Origin of the sequence: Chryseobacterium lathyri (genome assembly GCF_030812195.1) — a bacterium.
Classification (GTDB): Bacteria; Bacteroidota; Bacteroidia; order Flavobacteriales; family Weeksellaceae; genus Chryseobacterium; species Chryseobacterium lathyri_A.
Genome location: NZ_JAUSSF010000001.1, coordinates 2,027,143 through 2,048,602, shown reverse-complemented (window position 1 = coordinate 2,048,602; position 21,460 = coordinate 2,027,143). Strand labels below are relative to the sequence as shown.

General features: G+C 37.0%; 18 protein-coding genes. 8 read left to right on the top strand and 10 right to left on the bottom strand.

Annotated elements, in window-relative coordinates; translation table 11 throughout:
- The first annotated feature begins 47 nt into the window (after positions 1–47).
- The 4 genes from J2T03_RS09225 to J2T03_RS09210 all read left to right on the top strand — a co-directional run bounded on the left by J2T03_RS09225 (position 48) and on the right by J2T03_RS09210 (position 4,836).
- Positions 48–665 carry a DUF1684 domain-containing protein gene (locus J2T03_RS09225; protein ID WP_306846170.1) on the top strand — a complete coding sequence of 206 codons (618 nt, stop codon included), beginning with the start codon at positions 48–50 and terminating at the stop codon, positions 663–665.
- Between the two features lie 3 nt (positions 666–668).
- Positions 669–1,142, top strand: coding sequence for a GNAT family N-acetyltransferase (locus J2T03_RS09220; protein ID WP_306846171.1), 474 nt, complete (start codon positions 669–671; stop codon positions 1,140–1,142).
- Positions 1,143–1,215: 73 nt separating this feature from the next.
- A complete protein-coding gene (locus tag J2T03_RS09215; RefSeq protein WP_306846172.1) occupies positions 1,216–2,025 on the top strand; it encodes a glucose 1-dehydrogenase in 810 nt (269 codons plus the stop codon).
- Between the two features lie 153 nt (positions 2,026–2,178).
- Positions 2,179–4,836 (top strand): MGH1-like glycoside hydrolase domain-containing protein, encoded by a 2,658-nt coding sequence (locus J2T03_RS09210; RefSeq protein ID WP_307210843.1) that lies wholly within the window; start codon positions 2,179–2,181, stop codon positions 4,834–4,836.
- Between the two features lie 114 nt (positions 4,837–4,950).
- On the opposite strand, the gene recO is transcribed toward J2T03_RS09210, so the two are convergent.
- The 4 genes from recO to J2T03_RS09190 are packed head-to-tail and all read right to left on the bottom strand — an operon-like array spanning position 4,951 to position 9,605.
- A complete protein-coding gene (gene recO, locus J2T03_RS09205) occupies positions 4,951–5,637 on the bottom strand; it encodes a DNA repair protein RecO (RefSeq protein WP_307210841.1) in 687 nt (228 codons plus the stop codon).
- A complete protein-coding gene (porZ, locus tag J2T03_RS09200; protein WP_306846175.1) occupies positions 5,637–7,895 on the bottom strand; it encodes a type IX secretion system anionic LPS delivery protein PorZ in 2,259 nt (752 codons plus the stop codon). The genes recO and porZ overlap by 1 nt, the downstream gene beginning before the upstream one ends.
- Position 7,896: 1 nt before the next feature.
- Complete coding sequence (locus J2T03_RS09195) at positions 7,897–8,847, bottom strand: bifunctional metallophosphatase/5'-nucleotidase (RefSeq protein WP_307210839.1); 951 nt, start codon at positions 8,845–8,847, stop codon at positions 7,897–7,899.
- Positions 8,847–9,605 carry a 5'-nucleotidase C-terminal domain-containing protein gene (locus J2T03_RS09190; RefSeq protein ID WP_306846177.1) on the bottom strand — a complete coding sequence of 253 codons (759 nt, stop codon included), beginning with the start codon at positions 9,603–9,605 and terminating at the stop codon, positions 8,847–8,849. The genes J2T03_RS09195 and J2T03_RS09190 overlap by 1 nt, the downstream gene beginning before the upstream one ends.
- 106 nt (positions 9,606–9,711) lie before the next feature.
- On the opposite strand from J2T03_RS09190, the gene dapA reads away from it, so the two are divergent.
- From dapA to J2T03_RS09170, 4 genes are all read left to right on the top strand, one after another.
- Positions 9,712–10,584, top strand: a complete 873-nt coding sequence (gene dapA, locus J2T03_RS09185; RefSeq protein WP_307210837.1) for a 4-hydroxy-tetrahydrodipicolinate synthase — start codon at positions 9,712–9,714, stop codon at positions 10,582–10,584.
- A 149-nt stretch (positions 10,585–10,733) separates the two neighbouring features.
- Positions 10,734–11,237, top strand: coding sequence for a GNAT family N-acetyltransferase (locus J2T03_RS09180; protein ID WP_307210835.1), 504 nt, complete (start codon positions 10,734–10,736; stop codon positions 11,235–11,237).
- A gap of 292 nt (positions 11,238–11,529) precedes the next feature.
- Positions 11,530–12,111: a helix-turn-helix domain-containing protein gene (locus tag J2T03_RS09175; protein WP_306846180.1), complete on the top strand. Its 582-nt coding sequence runs from the start codon at positions 11,530–11,532 to the stop codon at positions 12,109–12,111.
- Complete coding sequence (locus J2T03_RS09170) at positions 12,104–12,550, top strand: response regulator (protein WP_307210833.1); 447 nt, start codon at positions 12,104–12,106, stop codon at positions 12,548–12,550. The genes J2T03_RS09175 and J2T03_RS09170 overlap by 8 nt, the downstream gene beginning before the upstream one ends.
- Before the next feature lie 598 nt (positions 12,551–13,148).
- Here J2T03_RS09170 and recG read toward each other — a convergent pair.
- The 6 genes from recG to J2T03_RS09140 form a co-directional block, all read right to left on the bottom strand.
- Entirely contained in the window at positions 13,149–15,233 is a 2,085-nt protein-coding gene (gene recG / locus J2T03_RS09165; RefSeq protein WP_307210832.1) for an ATP-dependent DNA helicase RecG, read from the bottom strand.
- A gap of 118 nt (positions 15,234–15,351) precedes the next feature.
- A complete protein-coding gene (locus J2T03_RS09160) occupies positions 15,352–15,885 on the bottom strand; it encodes a thioredoxin family protein (protein WP_307210830.1) in 534 nt (177 codons plus the stop codon).
- Between the two features lie 41 nt (positions 15,886–15,926).
- On the bottom strand, positions 15,927–17,438 hold the full coding sequence (locus tag J2T03_RS09155) for a peptide MFS transporter (protein WP_307210829.1): 1,512 nt from the start codon (positions 17,436–17,438) through the stop codon (positions 15,927–15,929).
- Positions 17,435–17,815 (bottom strand): DUF1016 N-terminal domain-containing protein, encoded by a 381-nt coding sequence (locus J2T03_RS09150; protein ID WP_307210828.1) that lies wholly within the window; start codon positions 17,813–17,815, stop codon positions 17,435–17,437. The genes J2T03_RS09155 and J2T03_RS09150 overlap by 4 nt, the downstream gene beginning before the upstream one ends.
- A 57-nt stretch (positions 17,816–17,872) precedes the next feature.
- On the bottom strand, positions 17,873–19,627 hold the full coding sequence (locus tag J2T03_RS09145; RefSeq protein WP_306846186.1) for a peptide MFS transporter: 1,755 nt from the start codon (positions 19,625–19,627) through the stop codon (positions 17,873–17,875).
- Between the two features lie 132 nt (positions 19,628–19,759).
- Positions 19,760–21,415, bottom strand: a complete 1,656-nt coding sequence (locus J2T03_RS09140) for a peptide MFS transporter (RefSeq protein ID WP_306846187.1) — start codon at positions 21,413–21,415, stop codon at positions 19,760–19,762.
- Positions 21,416–21,460: the final 45 nt, after the last annotated feature.

The window sequence follows — 21,460 nt, the reverse complement described above, 5'->3', positions numbered from 1 at the left end:
TCATGCCATGAAAAATTCATAGTTTTACTCATAATTTTCAAAGGATCATGAAAAAATATATTTTAGTATTTCTGTTTTTTCCGCTTTTTATGTTTTCTCAAAAAATGGTTTCAAAAGAGATCATGGAGATCCGGAAATTTCAGGAAGAACTCAATGCAGAATATCTTAATCCAAAGGAAACGCCTTTGCGTGGAGATAATTTTACGAATTTTAAGGAACATCCATTCTTTCCGGTAGACTTCAAATATATGGTCACTGCTAAATTCAGTAAAACAAAAAATGCCAGGCCTTTTGAGCTCCCAACCTCTTCCGGTAAAACGAAACCTTATAAGGAATACGGAAAAGCAAGATTTCAACTGGACGGAAAATCCTATACGCTAACTTTATACCAAAGCCTTGATCTGATTAAACAGAAAAAATATAAAGACTATTTATTTCTTCCCTTCCGGGATGCGACCAATGAAAAAGAAACTTACGGCGGCGGAAAATATATGGATCTGAAGATTCCAAAAGGAAATACCATTATCCTGGATTTCAATCAATCCTATCAGCCTTACTGTGCATACAATGCCTACGATTACAACTGTCCGATTGTTCCTGAAGAAAATAAACTTCCGATAGAGATCAGAGCGGGTGTGATGTACCAGGATATTTATCATCATTAGAAGATGGTCAGATTAGCATTTTTTAAAGAATCCGATTTCACGGAACTTAATTATGCTCTGGATGAAAATCAGCGGCAGTATACTTCAACAGTAGAAAAAGCTCTGGATAGAATCAAAGAAAGGAATGATGGTAAAGCATTTACTGTTACCATTTTTGAAGATGAAAGGCCTGCAGGCTTTTTTGTACTGGATTTTGGAGAAGATAAACTGGATCTTACAGACAATGAAAAATCAGTTCTGTTGAGATCTTTATCCATAAATCCAAGCTTACAGGGAAAGGGAATCGGAAAAACAGCGATGTATAAAGTGGATGGTTTTGTCAAAGAAAATTTCCCGTATTGCAGTGAAATCGTTCTTGCGGTTAACCAGAAGAATGTTTCAGCATATCATATCTACCTGAAAGCTGGTTATCTGTATGACGGTAAAACCAGAATAGGAAGAAGCGGTCCCCAATATCTGATGTATAAAAAAATTTAAGAAAATTTTAAATTCAAAAGTTCCATCCTGCTGAATTGTTTCCATAACTTTGAGTAACATCAAATCATAAAATATGGAAATATCACTTCGAAATCAGGTGGCCGTCGTTACGGGAGCCTCCAGCGGAATAGGTTCAGGAATTGCAAAATCTCTGGCCTCTGCAGGGGCTGCGGTAATTGTCAATCATTCTTCAGAAAGATCTTTAGATGAAGCACAGGCTGTCTTAAAGGAAATTACAGATGCAGGCGGAAATGGGATTACGTATCAATGTGATGTCTCCAGAGAAGATCAGGTCATCAAAATGTTTCAGGATACCGTTTCACAATTCGGAACAGTAGATATCCTGATCAATAATGCAGGAATTCAAAAAGACTCGAAATTTACTGAAATGACCCTCGACCAATGGAATGCGGTGATAGGAGTGAATCTTACCGGACAGTTTCTCTGTGCAAGAGAAGCCATAAAAGAATTTTTACGTCGTGGTATAGACCCGTCCCGTTCCATAGCCTGTGGAAAAATTATTCATATAAGTTCAGTTCACGAAATTATCCCTTGGGCAGGCCATGCCAATTATGCAGCGAGTAAAGGAGCTGTCAGAATGCTGATGCAGACGCTGGCACAGGAATATGGAGCTGATAAAATCCGTGTTAATTCTATCTGTCCCGGTGCTATCCAAACACCGATCAATAAAGATGCATGGAGTACTCAGGAAGCTTTGAGTTCATTGCTTAGTCTTATTCCCTACAATAGAATTGGTCAGCCACAGGATATTGGTAATTTAGCTGCTTTTTTAGCAAGTGACCTGGCAGACTACATCACCGGAACCAGCATTTTTGTAGATGGGGCAATGACCACTTTTGAGAGCTTTTCTACGGGAGGATAATTAGGATCTTGAAGTTTGAGAGTATTAGAGTCTCGGAAAGAATTACCGCTAATAGAAGATAACAGTCTCATATTTCAATAATCTGATATCTGACATCTTATGTCTAAAATCTTATTTCATAAACATATTTCACATCATACAAAAAATTAGTACATGTCAGAAAAACAGCGGCTTTCAGATATTTCATGGAAAAAGTGGGGACCTTATGTCAGCAATCGTGAATGGGGGCTGGTCCGTGAAGATTACAGCGAAAGCGGAGATGCATGGAATTATACCACTCATGATACTGCGGAATCCAAAAGTTACCGATGGGGCGAAGAAGGTATTTGTGGGATCTGTGATGATCTTCAGCAACTGGTTTTTTCTATAGGATTCTGGAATAAGAAAGATAAAATGGTAAAAGAGCGTTTCTTTGGTCTTACCAACGGGCAGGGAAACCACGGGGAAGATGTAAAGGAATATTTTTACTATCTGGATTCCACACCCAGCCATTCTTATATGAAAATGCTGTACAAGTATCCGCAGAATGCTTTTCCTTATGAAGACCTTTTAAAGACCAATGCAGAAAGAAATAAAAAAGAACCTGAATATGAACTGATTGATACAGGAATCTTTGACCGGAATGAATATTTTGATTTTTTTATTGAATACGCCAAAGAAAGCGCACATGATATTCTGATTAAGCTTACAATAAGCAATAAATCTAAAAATGAAGCTCCCATTGTCATTCTGCCGACAGTTTGGTTCAGGAATACATGGAAATGGGGCTCCGATAATTATAAGCCGCAACTGGATAGCGAAGATGCACAGCATATTGCCATCAACCACAAAAATATTGAAATCAAAAATGTGTATGCCAGGAAGTCTCTGAAGACCTTGTTTTGTGATAATGAAACCAATACCGAGAAACTTTATCAGTCGCCCAACGAATCAAAATACTGCAAAGACGGAATCAATGAATTTGTTATTAACGGAAACTCCCAGGTTGTAAATCCACAATGCACCGGAACTAAGGCTTCTTTTCTTCTTGATGAAATGCTGCAAGCCGGAGAGTCAAAAATTTTTGAATTCAGAATGACGGATAAGGACCTGAAAGATCCATTTGCAGATTTTAATGATGTTTTTGATCTTAGGAAAAAAGAAGCGGATGAATTTTATGCTGAAATTCAGAAAGGGATAGAGTCGGAGGACGAAAGATTGGTACAGAGGCAGGCGTTTGCAGGAATGCTCTGGAACAAAATGTTTTATCATTACAATGTCGAAAAATGGCTGAAAGGAGATCCTGCAGAAATGCCACCACCCAGATCCCGGGAAAAGATCAGGAATTACGACTGGAAGCACCTCAATAATGAACATATTATTTCTATGCCCGATAAATGGGAGTATCCCTGGTATGCGACATGGGATCTGGCATTTCATACCATTAGTTTTTCATTAATTGATCCGGAATTTGCAAAGCATCAGCTGAAACTTTTTCTGTTCGAATGGTATATGCATCCCAACGGGCAGCTTCCTGCTTATGAATGGAATTTCAGTGATGTGAACCCTCCGGTTCATGCATGGGCTGTATTCAGGGTTTTTAAAATTGATGAATACATCAAAGGAAAGCCTGATATTGAATTCCTGGAAAGCGCATTTCAGAAGCTGCTGATGAATTTTACATGGTGGGTCAATAAAAAAGACAATAATGGCAATAATATTTTTGAGGGAGGTTTTTTAGGTCTTGATAATATTGGTGTTTTTGACCGGAACACAACACTTCCGAACGGAGAACAGCTGGAACAGTCAGACGGGACAAGCTGGATGGCCATGTTTGCCTTGAATATGATGAGAATTGCTCTTGAGCTGGCTCTGTACAACAAAGTATATGAAGAAATGGCGATGAAGTTTTTTGAACATTTTCTTTCCATTGCCAACTCACTGGATAATATGGGAGATGAGAATTTCAGTCTTTGGGATCAGGAAGATGAATTTTTTTATGATGCTATTTCTTCCAACGATGGAAATCATATGTATTTGAGGCTAAGAACTATCGTAGGACTGATACCTATGTTTGCCGTTGAGGTAATTGATGATGAAATGATCGAAAATCTGCCCAATTTCAAAAAAAGAATGAAATGGATTCTCGAAAATAAGCCCGAACTGGCTTCACTGGTATCAAGATGGGAAGTGAAGGGACAGGACTCCAAGCACCTTCTGTCGCTTTTGCGAGGCCACCGGTTAAAAAGGTTACTGAAAAGAATGCTTAATCCCGAAGAATTCCTAAGCGAGTATGGAGTGCGGGCATTATCAAAAGAATATGAACAGAATCCTTATACATTGAACTTGAACGGAGCAGATTATTGTGTACAATATACTCCTGCAGAAAGTGACAGCAGCCTTTTTGGCGGAAACAGCAACTGGCGCGGACCAATCTGGTTTCCAATTAATTTTCTGATTATTGAAAGCTTACAGCGGTTTTTCTTCTACTATAGTCCTGATTTTCTGGTGGAATATCCTACCGGAAGTGGAAATTATTCCAATCTGGACCAGATTGCAGATGCTTTAAGTAAAAGGCTGTCCAAAATATTTTTAATGGATGAAAATGGAAAACGTCCGGTGAATGGCCAGTACGAAAGATTTCAGACTGATCCGGATTTTAAAGACTATATTTTATTCTACGAGTATTTTCATGGCGATAATGGAAGAGGAGTAGGAGCTTCCCATCAAACAGGATGGACAGGTCTTATTGCCAAGATTCTACAACCAAGATTCTCTAAAAAAGAAATAGCAGAATCTGAAACGGAAATGCCTGGGGAAGTGAAAAGATAATGCTTGTAGCTGAAAGTGTTTTTTTCTTGTAATTATCATACAACTTGATGAGTGGCTTAAAAAAATGAAAGCTGAGCTGTATTCCAATAACGATCTTCTTTCAGCCTCGTATTTTTATTCAAAGATCTGCTGGATAACCTCCAGTGATGCCGGTATTTTAAAGTCCGTAATATGATAATGGTAATAGACCAGAAGGCTATCTAAAAAATCTTTTCTCAATGAAGAATGTATCTTTGTTGTATAGAGATTTTCTGAGCGGATGGCTGTTTTCCAGATGGTCGATATTTCTTCGGTGAACAGTTGGTGAGACGGATGTACAGAGAATGTTCCGGTTTCGGGGTCTAAATATTGCCCGTCATTGATCAAAGGAGCAACTCCCTGAATTTTTAATACCATAATTAAAAAAAGCAGATGACACTGATAGTTTTTGCCCGCCAGTTCATTGACAAATTCATCGATACTGAAAAAGAGATTCGGATTTTTATTTTCATGCCTTAAAACCTGATTCAGAAAGTCTGAGATGAAGAATATAACTGTATTGGCCTTGATATCCATATACATATCGTGGTTCTTTACCAGCTCAAATCTTGATACTGAAGGAATTCCATTACCTCTTACTGGATTAATGGTAAAGCTGAGCATACTTAAAGGCTGAAGCAGGGCTTTCTTTTTATTTCTTTTGGAATAGATCCCCTTGACGAAATAGGTCTGAAAGCCTTCATCTTCTGTAAAACAATGCAGAACTGCATCATTTTCGCCGTATTTTATGAATGATAATAAAAATCCGTTTTGTGAATTCATTAATTAACCACAGCTATTTTTGCAGTAGCTTTATCCGAACCGTCTTCATTGGTCATCAGTACAAAATAAATACCTGAAGCTACCCTGTTTCCTTTCATATTGTTAAGGTCCCATTCATAATAACCTCCTCTGGCTACAGCAGAATGTATTACGTTTCCTGCTGCATCAGCAATTCTGATATTTGCTTTTTCTGCAAGCCCTTTAATCGTGACTTTCCCTTTAAAGTTTGAATATACTACAGGATTAGGATAAACCACTACATTCCCAAAATTGGCAGTTACATCTGCTACATCCCCCTGATAAGCTACGATACCGTTAAATGTTACAAAATATACTTTTCCTGTTTTTCTATCCACCTTTATATCGGTAACGGAATTGGTGGGAAGAGGAGAATTTTCCTTTGTAAAATGCTTTATGGTTTGCTGTCCGTCGGAAGATAGATAATATACACCACCTCCGTCTACAGAAATCCATTTATAATCTCCTGCATCTACTTCTATCTGCAGTATTTGGGCATCTCTGAAAAGCTCTTCTCCAAGTCCGCCCTGTTCTATAATAATAGGTTCTACTTTTGGATCCGGATTTTTTATTTCTGCAGCAGCATTGGGCAATATTCTTAGACCGCTGTCGGTACCTATCCAGGCATCTCCTGATTTACTGAAAGCTACAGACAAGGTTCCTCTTGAGTTCCCTGCAAATCCATTGGTATCTTGTAATATATAATCACTGTCATCAGAAAGATTCACAGCATTTTTATAGTCGTAAACTACAAAGTTATTGCTTCTGGGGGTTGGGATCCACAGCATATTTTCATAGTAGACAGGACTTTGTACACCATCACTTGTTATTCCGAATTTTTTTATGACAAAATCATCAGTTCCTCTATCATAAATTCCAATAGACGGACTTCCATAGTTGAAACCAAAAGAAACAAAAAGATTATTTTGTGGGTCACTTGTAAAACCTACCGGACGGTGCGAATAATCTCCCGGAGATCCTAGGTCATAACGTTTTACAAAATCAAAATCTTTACTGCTGGCATTGTATTTCATTTTATAAACTCCCTGAGCGGTAGTCGTATAGTTTGTGAAAAATACCTCATTGTTATCAGCCGGATTGAATACAGCATCCAATACATTGATTGGAGCGGAAGTTGTTGAGAAAAAAGAAGATCGAAGCCACTCTGATCCGTTAAAATAATAAAAACCAGGTTTCTTCGGATTATCTCCAGGCTGGTTATATCTGTTCACTCTGGATCCGGATGATATTAGCATTTGATTATTGTCATACAGATTGATCTTGTATGAAGAGTTTGAATACGGACCTGATGGTTTATAAGTAGTACCACTTTCTTCCTTTATTCCGGAGAGTATTGTTCCACCGTATACCTTTCCGTTGGCTGTTATGGCTGTATTACACTCTTCTCCCATACTTACGGCACTTAAAGATACTCCGTTTAGCCCGAATGTGTATATTCTGCTGTCTGTTACTATAATATTGGTTGAATTGATAACAATATCCTGAATGTTTCCAAAACTTGCCGGAAGCGGAGTGCCCGTACCGTTATTGTAAATAAAAGCAGATGTAGCAGATGAAAATATAAGTGAAGACTCTGCGTCAATATGTTTATAAGATCCCGGTATTTCTGTCGACCAGGTAGAGAATACCGGAAATGTAGTGTTCATTTCGTGGCTTTTAAGACCGGTATTAGTTACAGAATATACCTTGTTTCCAAATATGGTTGCCTCATTACTGGCTTCGTATATACCACCGGTTACAAAGAATGCAGAATCTCCGAATTCTTTTTTGTTAATGTTAAATATAGAAACTCCATATCCTACAGAAACTACAGCCTGATCCCCTGTAATCGAAATATGATTAATCTTTTTGCTTCCGTTATAGCCGGTTGCAATAGGAATATCCACAATATATTTGATTTCCTGCGGGGTAATCACATCCATAGAACCGTTTGAATATCCTATTACACCTATTTTAGTTTGTGGATTATAGTCGAAGGCGGATATATTAACGTCATGGAGGCCGTTAGCTTTTGACAGCTTTGTAATCTCTCCGGTTGAAATGGTATAGTAGAATATCCCGTTTTCAGTAGCGGCAATTATTTTTCCATTGTCTTCCTTCATAGCCAAGACATTGTTGTAGGAAAAAAGATCTGTCCATTTTTTTGATGAAATCACCTGCGCATTCACGAATTGCAAGGATGCTAAAATACCAAGAGAGATTAAAGAGAGTTTTTTCATATTATACGGTTATGCTGCTGTCTATTGTCTGGTTGTTCCAGGAGATATGCTTTACGTTTTTATTTGCATCAAAGTAAAAATCTATTCTGCCAAGAAGAAGGCCTGCCCATCCTACCTGATTCACCAAAACATTTTTACCCTGTCTGTTGGTAAACGTCTGCGGTTCAGGCAAAAAAGTATGGGTATGTCCGCCCAGTATGATATCAATATTCTCTGTTTTGGCAGCCAGAATTTTATCGCTTATTTTATTAGGTTCATCTTTATAATCATAACCGATATGAGAAAGGCAGATCACAAGATCACACTTTTGTTCGTTTTTCAGGAGATTGGAATAATGCTGGGCTACATCTACAGGATCTGAGTATATGGTTTCGCCATACTGCTTCTTTCCTACAAGGCCATCCAGCTGGATACCTACTCCGAAAATCCCAACTTTTATTCCGTTTTTATTAAAGATCTTATACGGTGATGTCTTTCCATCCAGAACAGTATTTTTAAAATCATAGTTTGAACATATGAACGGAAATTTCGCATTAGGAAGGACTTTTAAAAATCCATCTAAACTATTGTCAAAATCATGATTTCCCATTGTTGAAGCATCATACTTCATCATTGACATCAGCTTAAATTCCAGCTCGCCTCCAAAGAAATTGAAATAAGGAGTTCCCTGAAAAATATCGCCGGAATCCAGAAGAAGAACATTGCTTTCCTGGCTCCTGATCTGCTGTATCAGGCTTGCCCTTCTTGCAAATCCGCCCTGATTAGGATTCTTCGTATAGCTTGCATCAAAAGGTTCTATTCTGCTGTGCTGGTCATTGGTATGAAGAATGGTGAGTTTGTTTTCAGATTTAAAAGGATTGAATTTCAATTCTTCTGCCATCATCATATTGGGAGCTAAAGCTGCTGCTAAAGATCCGCTACCTATTACTTTTAAAAAACTTTTTCTATCCATTATTTCTTACCGATAAAATTTAAACGAACATCTGTATTGGGAACCACTTCAGAAGACTTCCTGAAATATTCAATGAAAAGATCCCTTAACCTGATCCCTGTAGAAATGGATTCCCCTTTGGAAAAGAATTTCATGTTGTCTCCGCCAAGCGCCAGATAATCAGAAGTAGCGATGTAATAATCCTGGTCAGGATTTACTGGTTTTCCATTAATTTTCGATTGAGTAAGCTGTCCGTTATTGGTTTCAATATATAAGTGAGAAACAGGATTATTCACCTGAGTTTTTGCATAATAATCAAAAAGCCCTTGAAGATCCGACCCTTTCATTTTTACAATGATCACTTCATTTTCGAAAGGCATTACTTCAAAAACACTTTTCAGAAGGATATCCCCTTTACCAATTGTAGTGCGTATTCCTCCGATGTTGATCAGGGCAGCATCTACGTTTTTATTAAGATTCTTTTTCGTCCATGCATCGGCACCTTCAAAGGTATAGTCGGCCAAAAGATTACCCAGATTGCTGTTATCACCCTGCTTTGTAAGATCTACGCTGGTGTGGGAGATCTTTTGGTTCATCTCTTTGTCCAGTTTCTGCTTATAAGGTTCAATAACTTTTACAAATTCCTCATCATTCTTTAGCTCATTATTAATAGAAATATTTTTCTGTGGCTGAACTTGTGCCAATTGCAGCGTAGAAGCTGTTTTGCAGGCAGTAAGTGCGGCCAGAGCAATTCCTAGTAACAAGAATTTATTTTTCATATATCTTTTAGTATATGCAAATATAATTATATGTATAATAAAACATTATTATTTATTACAAATTCTTATCGTAAATTATTAAATTTGAAAAAAATAATTCTAACAGATGAGCATTTTAAAAGGAGTAGGTGTTGCGTTGGTAACACCCTTTAATGAAGATTTATCCGTTGATTTCGATAGCTTAACAAAACTTGTTGAGTATAATATTGAAAACGGAACCAATTATTTAGTTGTTTTGGGAACTACAGCAGAAGCTGCAACGCTTTCTGATGAGGAGAAGAAACAGGTGATTGAGCATGTCATTAAGGTTAATAATAAACGCATTCCTTTGGTTTTGGGAATTGGCGGAAATAATACTCTGGAAGTAAAGAAACAGATTGAAAAAACAGATCTTTCTGCATTTGATGCAGTACTTTCTGTATCCCCATATTACAATAAACCTAATCAGGAAGGTCTTTACCAGCACTATAAAATGTTGGCATCTACCGGTAAGAATATCATTATTTACAATGTTCCGTCAAGAACAGGACAGAATGTAGAGGCAGATACCACTATTCGTCTTGCTAATGAGTTCCCGAATCTATTTATGATCAAAGAAGCTGCACCTAATATTCTTCAGTATTTTGATATTTTAAGAAAGAAACCTGAAGGGTTTTCATTGGTTTCCGGAGACGATGAATACACACTTCCTGTAACCTTAGCAGGTGGGGATGGAGTGATCTCTGTAATAGGACAGGGGTATCCGAAAGAATTTTCTACCATGGTTCAGCTGGCTTTTGAAGGAAAAGTGAAAGAAGCTTATGAAATTCACAATAAACTGGTAGAGATCACACGACTGATTTTTGCAGAAGGAAACCCTTGCGGAATCAAAGTAATCCTTACAGAAAAAGGAATTATTAAAAATTATTTAAGACTTCCTTTGGTGCCTGCTTCAGAAGGACTTTATGCAAAGATCAAAACTGAAATGGCGAAAATTTAAAAATGTAAATAGTGAGTTGTCAATTGTGAATTTTTAAATATACGGTGACCTTGATTATTCATTTGCGTAGCAACATTAACCATTGACCATTTATATTAAATAATAAGGTGAAAAGTTCCGGCTTTTCACTTTTTTTAATCAGAAAAATTATGAAATTAACAGCAGTAACGGAAAAAGATATTCCCCTTATTCAGGATCTGGCGAGAAGATCTTGGAAAAACGCTTATGCAGAGATTCTGTCGGATGAGCAAATGGAATATATGCTTTCAGAGATGTACTCTGAGGCTGAGATCGGAAGTCATTTACAGAATCCGGATTATCACTATTACCTGATTCAGGATGAAAATAGTAACTCTTACGAGGGGTTTATCGGGTACCAGCATCATTATGAAGAGGGAACTACAAAACTACACAGGATTTATTTGGTTCCTGAGAGCAAAGGAAAAGGTTTTGGTAAAAAAGTGCTTCAGTTTTTAAACAGCAAGGTAAGTGAGAACGGAGATAGGAGAATTGTTTTGAATGTCAATAAACATAATGCTGCCCGAAACTTCTATGAATCCCAAGGATACAAGGTTTATGATGAAGGTGTCTTTGATATTGGAGGCGGGTATGTTATGGACGATTATCTGATGGAGTTTCTAATTCACAAATAATTGACTTAAAATTCTGTAACATTTAATTTTAATTCTATAACAAGTGATGTTTTTTTTTATTTCATCTTTGTAACAGAACCAAATCACTTTCAATAATACATTCATATGCTTGGTTTTGAGCTTTGCAGCTTTTTATCAGTATATTTTTTTCATCCTTAGTGTTTAATTCCTGTATTCAATATGCAGGAGTTTTTTGCTTTTTATATATTATGTTAAAAATTTCATGGCTATTTCACTTTTTAATGAAATAAATTATTATATTTACTTTTGAAATTTGACACACTTATATAGGATGAAAATGTATGTAAAATTTGATTTCAATGCTCTTTGTAAGAAGGTATTGGATGAAAAGCTAAAGGAGCACGGGCTGAAATACCGCCTGCTGAACTTTGGGGAAGTGGAGTTCTATGAACCCATTACCCAGGAGCAGCATAATCTTTTTAAGAAGAATCTTAAAGATTACGGCATAGAGATTATTGAAAGCCAGAAGACGGCTTTAGTACAGAAAATAAAAGATGCAATTGTAGAACTCGTTTTCTCTGAAAATGCTGTTCCTGTTAAAGCATCTATTTATATTGCTGAAAAACTGAACCACAGTTATGGGTATCTTTCCAACCTTTTTTCCGAGGTTGCCTTTACCTCTATAGAAAACTTCATTATTCTTCAGAAAATAGAGTATGCCAAGGAACTTATTCTGAATAATAAGGAGAGCCTGACAGAGATTGCCCATAAGCTGAACTATTCCAGTGTGGCTCATTTGAGCACTCAGTTCAAAAATACAACCGGTATCACACCTTCGCAATTTCATAAAACCATTACAAAAAGAAGAAAAAACCAGAGTATTAGTATCAATTCAAAAATGCTGTATGAATAAAGAATATCTGAATGTAATAACAGTAGATGATGATGAGGGTAACATTGTATTCTTTAAAAATATTTTCAAAGATTTAAGGATAGGAGTAAAATCACAATGTTTCTCTGACGGAGATGATCTTATGACCTATATAAGCAGCAGTGGTGCAATTATTCCGGAAATAGTTTTCATTAAGCTCGATATTCCGGGGAAAAGCTGCATGGAATGTGTGAGAGAAATTAAAATAAATCCCAGATTCAGTAACACCGTAATTGTGGTGTATGCCGGCCTGATTCCTGAAAGCGAAATAGAAGAGATTTTCATTAATGGTGCCAATATTTTCATGAGGAAGCCTGAAACCTATGACGGCCTGAAAAAGTCACTTACAGAAATTATCACCATAAACTGGCAGTATCATTCTTCAGGATTGAACATAGATAATTTTATTATGAAAGTATGATGAATAAAGGTTTTATGTATTTATATTTTAAACAGAAAGGTGATATTTGACACATAGTATTCACATAAAAGTGAAAATTGTATAATTAATAATTAAAATAATATAAGAAGAAATCCACGTAATATCATCAATTTTGTAAACATAAACATTGCAACACAGATTAAATATATACAAAAGCAATGAATGGTAGAGAATAGATTATTTCATTTAGAAATCAAGATATAAGTCACAATGTTAGTTTAACAAAATGAATTATGTTTATTTCCAGCTATAAAGCATAGAAGATCTTTAAACAAAACGGTACAATCATGAAAACTTAAGAGAGTTGAAGGGTATTTATTCGTTTCATTCCCACTCCTTCAACTTGAAACAGTTAGTTTTTATAATAAGCAAGTTGGAAAAATAATTCATTTTGTTTTTTTTAATTTATTTTAATAGTTAAGACTGAGAATTTAATAGATATAAATATTTTCATACCAAACCACAAGATATTAGTTCTTGCTATTAAAATAAATTTTTTTAAACAGACCAAAAGTAATTTCTTCTAAATAACAGTTTTATAAGGGGGCCGCGGAAAAATTTTCTTTTCGCGGTTTTTTTATGAAATCTTACTCCATTTATTTTTTCCTTTGTAGTACTTCAAATAATAGCTTTTGATGATCAGGTTGTCAGGTTTTGTCAGATGTGGATCTGCTTCTAAGATTTTATCAACCGTATTTTTTGTTGTTTTAATAATTGCAGAATCATTCACAAGATCAAGTCTTTTAAAATCCACCACACCACTTTGCTGTGTTCCCAGGATATCTCCTGGACCTCTCAACTGCATATCCACCTCAGAAATTTTGAATCCGTCATTGGTTTCCGTCATTGTCTTGATACGGGTCCTGCTTTCCTTCGATAATTTATCTGAAGTCATAAGGATACAGTAGCTCTGTTCTGCACCTCTTCCAACACGTCCCCGAAGCTGGTGAAGCTGCGAAAGCCCAAATCTTTCTGAGCTTTCTATCACCATTACAGAAGCATTCGGGACATTCACACCGACCTCGATGACAGTGGTAGCTACCATAATTTCGGCTTTTCCTGAGGCAAAATAATTCATGGCAATATCTTTTTCGGCAGGTTTCATTTTTCCGTGAAGCATCGTGACATTATAATCAGAGAATGCATTCATTACATGATCAAGCCCTTCCATCAGATTTTTATAATCTAAAGTTTCTGACTCTTCGATCAGCGGATACACGAAATAGACCTGTCTTCCTTTTTTAATCTCATCTCTGCAGAAATTATATACATACGTCCTGTCTTTTTCCCTTCTGTGTGCAGTAATGATAGGTTTTCTTCCTACCGGCATTTCATCGATCACAGAGACATCCAGATCAGAATAAAAACTCATTGCCAGTGTCCTTGGAATAGGGGTTGCGGTCATTACAAGAATATGCGGGGGAATTTTATTTTTAGCCCATAATTTTGCCCTTTGCGCCACACCAAATCTATGTTGTTCATCAATGATAGCCAGCCCAAGATTTTTAAATTTTACCTTATCTTCCAGAACCGCGTGCGTTCCTACCAATATAGACAGTGTTCCGTTTTCAAGTTCTTCGTGAATGATTTTTCTTTCCGAGGTTTTGCTGGAACCCGTCAGCAGACGGACGTTGATATCCGTAGCTTCCAAAAGATCTTTGATGCCGTTATAATGCTGCTGTGCCAGGATTTCTGTAGGAGCCATCATACAGCTCTGAAAACCATTATCCATAGCGATCAGCATAGTAAGCAATGCAACCATAGTTTTTCCGGATCCTACATCTCCCTGAAGAAGCCTGTTCATCTGAATAGGTCTTTTCATATCCAGTCGGATTTCCTTTAAAACCTTTTTCTGTGCATTGGTAAGATCAAAAGGAATATGATGATTATAAAAACTATTAAAATGATCACCCACAACAGGAAACGGATTTCCCGGTGAGTGGCTCTTATGATGAATCTTTTTAAGGGCATATCCTAACTGAAAAAAGAAGGATTCTTCAAACTTCAGCCTGTTATCAGCTTTTTCAAAATGCTGCATATCCTTTGGAAAATGAATATTTAAAAAAGTATGCTGTCTTGATAAAAACTTAAATGCTTTCATCATATAATCAGGGAGGTTTTCTTCAATAAGATTGGGGATCTCTTTGCAGATATTCCTTAAAACCACCTGGAAAAATCTTTGGTTCAAACCTCTTTTAGTCAGCTTTTCAGAGCTTGGATAAATAGGTTTCAGGCGGGTGTCGCTTTCTTTATTTTCCTCGGCTTCAATTTCAGGGTGAGGCATGGAGAACTGACGGTTAAAAACATTGATCTTTCCGAAAATATAAACTTCACGGTTGATCGGAATCTGTTCTTTCAGCCATTTTGAATACTGAAACCATACCAGATCCATGGTTCCGGTATCATCATTGAATTTTGCAGAAAGTCTTTTTACCTTTCCGGTCTGAATTTCCTGTACCTGTGTGATTCTCCCTTTAAGCTGTACCTCAATGCTGCTTTCCTCGAGCTGAGAAATCTTGAATACTTTACTTTTATCCAGATAACGGATAGGGTAGAAGTTCAAAAGGTCATCAACGGTTGACAGGCCCAACACATTCTTGATGAGTTTGGCTCTATCGGGACCTATGCCTTTTACATATTCTATAGAAGTATCTAAAGTCATTTTAAAAATGAGCCCTAATTTCGGGAAAATAGGATTAAGATTAAAATTTTTTTTGAAAATATTAGCCGTTAAGATCAAAAAAAAGCAGCTTCCAATATCTGAAAGCTGCTGTATGGTTTTAATCTTTGATTTTAGATTTGAACTTTTTCTGATAATCTTCCCATTGTTCTCTGGTACGGATCTTTTTGAAAAGATCGTTGGAGATGAATTCTAAATAGGGTTCCAGTTCTTTGGCGGACAGCTCTCCCTGAAGAATTGTGATAGGCCCGCCCTTCTCATCAACGAATACAGTACTTGGAACAGCTCCAACATTCATATACTGAGTGAATTCATGCAAAGAATTTCTTCCTTTTTTATGTTCAGTATTATCATTGGAAAATGTTCTTCCAAAAACATCAATAGACTGTTTTTCTTCAGCGTTAAATTTTACTGGATAGTAATTTTCATTTAAGATTTGAGCGATAACATTGTGACCATATGTTTTTTTGTCCATGATTTTACATGGTCCACACCAGTCTGCATAAAAATCAATCAGGATTTTTTTTGGATTTTCTTTCTGGGCCTTTAAAGCTTCTTCAATAGTCATCCACTTTACCTGGGCAAAGCTGAAACTTACTAAAAATAGGAATATTATGCTTATAATTTTCTTCATAATTTGATATTTATGTAAAAATAAGCATAATCTCGCTTACTTTATTTTACATCCTGCATTAATTTTTTTACGAACGGAGATATCAAAATTAATACCACACCGGCAATTACCGCATATAATCCCAATTGTTTATATCCATCAGTATAAGTGATCAAAGCATCATAGTTTGTAGACCCCTCTTTTGCTGTAGCAAGTCCTGCACCGATAATCCCGGCAACGTACTGCCCGTAAGCAGAGGCCAGAAACCACATTCCCATCATCATTCCCTGAAGGTTTTTAGTGGAAAGTTTGGTCATAATGGACAGTCCTATCGGTGATAGACACAATTCCCCGAGTGTAATGATTAATAATGCCAATGTGAAAAAATTCAGTGACGTTATCCCCTGAAGGTCAGCAAAAAGTCTTGTTGCAAATAAAACATAATAACCAGCACCCAGGAAAATAAATCCTAAACCGAATTTAACAATGGTATTGGGCTCAATTTTTCTTTTATTCAACCATATCCAGAGAAGACCAATAAGTGGAGCAAGGAAAATGATGAAAAAGGCTCCTCCTGAGTTATTTACACCGTTCGGGTCTAATCCAAGAAGATCTTTATTCAGGTTCTTGGCAGCGAAAATACTTAACGAACCGCCACTTTGCTCATAAATCCCCCAGAATAGGATCGAGAAAATGATAAAAACTAAGGCTGCCCAAAGTTTTTTGCGCTCTGAAACAGTTACTTTAGACATTTCATAGAAAAGGTATATCAGTGTCAAAGGGCCTATGGTCCACATAAAATAATCTGTGTATTCTGTTTTGGCTACCATCTTCATGATAATTGGGACGAAAATAAGTGATAAAACGTATACTCCGTATTCTTTCCATTTTGGAATCGGGGCAGCTTTTACTTCTGCCAAAGGATGTCCTGGCTGAAGACCTATTGTGCCCATTCTTTTTTGGGTAAAAATAAAATTAATAAGACTTATGACCATCACTATTGAGGCCAGGCCGAAGGCTACATTCCATCTCATAGCTTCTGAAATGGTGTTGCTTAGAATTTCTCCTTTTCCGATAGCAATACATAGATAACCACCGAGTAAAGCACCCAGGTTGATTCCTGCATAAAAAAGAGAAAAGCCTGCATCAGCCCTTGAATCATTTGGCTTATAAAGCTGACCAACCATGGATGAAATATTCGGTTTGAAGAAACCTGTTCCTACTACGGTAAATGCGATGCCTAAGAAAAAGAATTTATGTGGGTCAGTTGCCAGAATCAAACTTCCAACGATCATCAGAAGTCCGCCCCAGAATAGCGATTTTCTGAATCCAAGGATTTTATCTGCAAAAAGACCGCCCACAAAGGTAAAGGCATACACGAATGCCTGGGTAGCACCGTATTGAAGATTAGCTTCTTTTTCATGGAAATTAAGCTGCGAGATCATAAAGAAAACCAGCATTCCACGCATTCCGTAGAAACAAAAACGTTCCCACATTTCAGAGAAAAACAGACTCCAGATCTGTCTGGGGTATTTTCCTTTGAAATTTTGTATTTCATCTAGAGTTAAGCTCATAATTGTATATGATTGATTTTAATTAGGTTCGATTTATCATATTGTCCGGAAAGTAATCTGTAATGGGACCAACTCAATTGTAGAGACAATGTGTCAACAATTGGGAAAGCCGTGTAGAATTTGCGCATATTGGAAAGGTTAGTATAATCAAAGCCTTTTCCAAACTCTAAAATTAGCTTTTTAGAAAGATTTTTTAATGTTTGCTTTCCGTATTCAGCGCGTTCCTTTCCCTGCTGTTCATCTTCTATAATCAGTTTTCCGATCTGCCAGTAAGTGAGCAATAAAGTAAAATTCGCGATCCGAAACACTTTTTCGCGCGACTGCTTAATAATTTCCTTTACGGATTGAAATAAAGAATCTTCGGAAATTTCCATCATACGAAAATAAAAAAAACCTCTGACTTTGCAGAGGTTTTGTCGTATTTATTGATGTGGTTATTTTACACCGTGCATCATTTTCTTTAAGATTGGAGAGATCAGTCCCAAAATAACAGCTGCGATACCACAAAGTACTACGAATACCATAAAGAATTCGAATAGGTTATGGATCTCAAAGCCTGCAAATGTAGGATTGTGTAATGGTAACTGAGCTTTCTCGAATGCTGCAGTCTGTTCAGCAGTCAGCGTTATTTTTTTATCTAAAACATCCTGAAGGTTTACGCCTATTTCCTGTGCTTTTGTGAATTTATCACCTGTAGCAGGGATAAGAGCTCCCAATGATCCTGCTAAGGCATACCCTGCAGCATTGGAGATAAAGAATACTCCGTATAATAATGATGCAAATCTTTTTGGAGCAAGTTTACCCACGAGTGAAAGGCCAATAGGAGATAAACAAAGTTCACCACAAGTCTGGATGAAATAAAGAAGCATTAACCATTTGATGGCTAATAATCCTGAATTTCCAAGATCTTTTACATTGTGTGCGATGATGAAGTAAGAAAGAGCGATCAATGCTAATCCCATTGCCTGCTTGAAAGGTGAAACGGGTTCTCTTCCTTTTGTTCTTAATTTATCCCATGTTAAACTGAATGGAACCGCTAGCAGAACTACGAAAATACCGTTGAAGATCTGCACCATTGAAGGAGGCATATTCCACCCGAAAATATTTCTGTCTGTCTGGTTGTCAGCAATAAAGGTTAATGAAGATCCTGCCTGCTCGAAAGCTGCCCAGAAGAAGATAATAAAGAAGGATACAATATAGATTACCCAGATTCTTTGTCTTTCAATCTTGTTTTCTGCAGAACTCATGATAAGGAATGCCAGGGAAATACCGGCTGCATAGATGAAAGGATAAATAATTCCTTTGATCAGCTGACCCATCTCTACAGCTTTAAATCCGAATTCTCCCACCAATAAATATCGGAAAGCGAAGAATAAAACGATAAATAAAAATCCGGTAATACCTAAAGATGTTCCTGAGAATTTTGCAGTTTGGGTCTCCCCTTCTTCAAAGTCAGCACTTGTATTATTCTTTGGTAATCCGCCGATAGGTCTTCCTTCCGGATTTACCACATATTTATTTTTAAGGATAAAGAAGGTTACAGTTCCGATTATCATTGCAATTGAAGCAGCTAAGAATCCCCATTTAAAAGCAAAAACATCTCTTACTCCAGTGGTTGCATCTTTCACATCTCCTAGATATGGACAGATAAATTGCCCCAGGAACGCTCCGATGTTGATCCCCATATAGAAAATGGTAAAAGCAGAATCTAGTTTGGATTTCTCTTGCTTAGGATAAAGACTTCCCACCATTGAGGAAATGTTAGGCTTGAAAAATCCATTACCGAAAATGATAACGAATAATGCTAACCACATAATCATTTTAGAACTGCCCAAATCAGCAGAGAAGGTAGAGGCACTGATAAATAATAGAAACTGCCCGATAGCCATTAGAGATCCACCGATTAAGATGGCATTTCTGTTTCCGATATATTTATCTGCAATAAATCCTCCCAAAAGAGGCGTTAAATAACATAAAGCTAAAAATCCACCGTAGATAATTGCTGCATCAGCTTCTTTTATTAATAAGGAATTTACCATGAAGAGCGTCAAAAGGGCTCTCATCCCATAAAAGTTAAAACGCTCCCACATTTCTGTTCCGAAAAGAACCCACAACCCTTTTGGATGCCTTGAATTCTTATTCTCTACAAATTCATCCGGTTTCGGACTTAATGCTTCAATATTATCCATTCTATTGTTAATTTTTGTTAAGACTGACAAATATAGTTTTTTTTGAGTTTTTGACAAGGTTTTAATTTTATATTTAAATAAAAAAGCTGCAGAGCGGTTCTGCAGCTTGATATTCTTTATGATAAATGAGGATTAGTGACCTTTTTCCTTCATGATCTTATTCAATCTTTTTAACATTGACAGGCCTAAAAGTGTCGCAAATATTAACAAGGCAAAGTTAACGAGGAAGTAATTCATCTTATTGTCATAGCTGTACCAGGTACTCGCCAGGATTCCAGAAAGCTTGTTACCAACTGAGTTGGCTAAGAAGAAACCTCCCATCATTAATGCGGTAATTCTTGCTGGTGAAAGTTTGGAAACAAAAGAAAGTCCCATGGGAGAAAGACATAATTCTCCGATTGTAATGACTCCGTAACCGGCAACAAGCCACAACGGAGAAACCTTTACAGCACCGTTGTCTCCGGCCATAACGGCAAGAACCATTACCAGGCATGATAATCCTGAGATAAATAATCCCAGTACAATTTTTGTAGGAGTCATCGGTTCTTTTCCTTTTCTTCTCAGTAAGGCCCAGAATCCTACGACAACCGGAGTGAGCGCAATCACCCAGAATGGATTGATAGACTGGAATAATTCCGTATTGTATAAATAGACCTTAGTTTCCGGATTTTTTTCTAAGGCTGCGCGTTGTTCAGGGGTAACATTTTTGAAATAGATATCTTTTCCGGTTTCTTTGATGCTTTTTCCGTTTTTGTCTTTTTGAGACTGGAACTGGTTATCATATACAGGAACTTCCTTGTCTTCATAACCTTTTCCTTCCACCATATAAATGTCCTCAAGGGGTTTTTCCAAAGAAGCAGGAACACTTCTATCTGTATAATAGTTCGCCCATCTTGTAAGAGCCGTACCGTTCTGTTTGAAAACCGCCCAGAAAAACATACTGATCAGAAATACTGAAAGAAGGGCTCCGATCGAAGGTTTTTCTTCCGGTTTAGCTTTAAAGTACAGCGATGCATAGAAGTAAATTACAGGAATGCATGCGAAAATAAAGGCGTCTGTACTGTCGCTTCCGAAAATATTTCCTGGAATAAACCATCCTATAGCTCCTACGGCAATTGCAGGTACAAAAACTTTAATTAAAATTTCTGAAAGTTTGGTATCTCCTTCTTCTACAGGCTTCATCTGTGCTGCATGGATGTAATGTTTCCTTCCAATTGTAAAGATCACAAGACCAATAAGCATTCCTACTCCCGCAGTGATGAAAGCTTCACCCCAACCGAATTTATTACGCATGAAAGCTGCAATAATATTACATATAAATGCTCCGATATTGATCCCCATATAAAAAATATTATATCCGGAATCTTTATTGGCTTTGTAAGGCTCTTCAGAATAAAGGTTTCCTAACAGTGTGGAAATGGTAGGTTTGAAGAAACCGTTTCCAATAATAATTAATGCCAGAGAACCGTAAAAAAGAGGAAGCTCTTTGAAAACTCCCATTCCGATATATCCGGCGGCCATCAGAATCCCGCCCAGATAGATAGATTTGATATATCCTAAAACCCTGTCAGCCAAAAATCCTCCGAGGAAAGGGGTAAGGTAAGTTAAAGCTATATAGGTCCCGAAAATATCATCAGCCGTTTTGTCCGGGAGCCCAAGTCCTCCTTTCATTCCGGTAGGCTCGATGACATAAAGAACAAAGATTCCAAGAATCAGATAATACCCGAACCGTTCCCACATTTCTGTGAAAAAGAGGAAAGGCAGGCCTTTAGGATGTTTAGTCTTCATATAATCAATTTTCAAATTTCCCAAAAATAAGTTTTTAATTTCAAT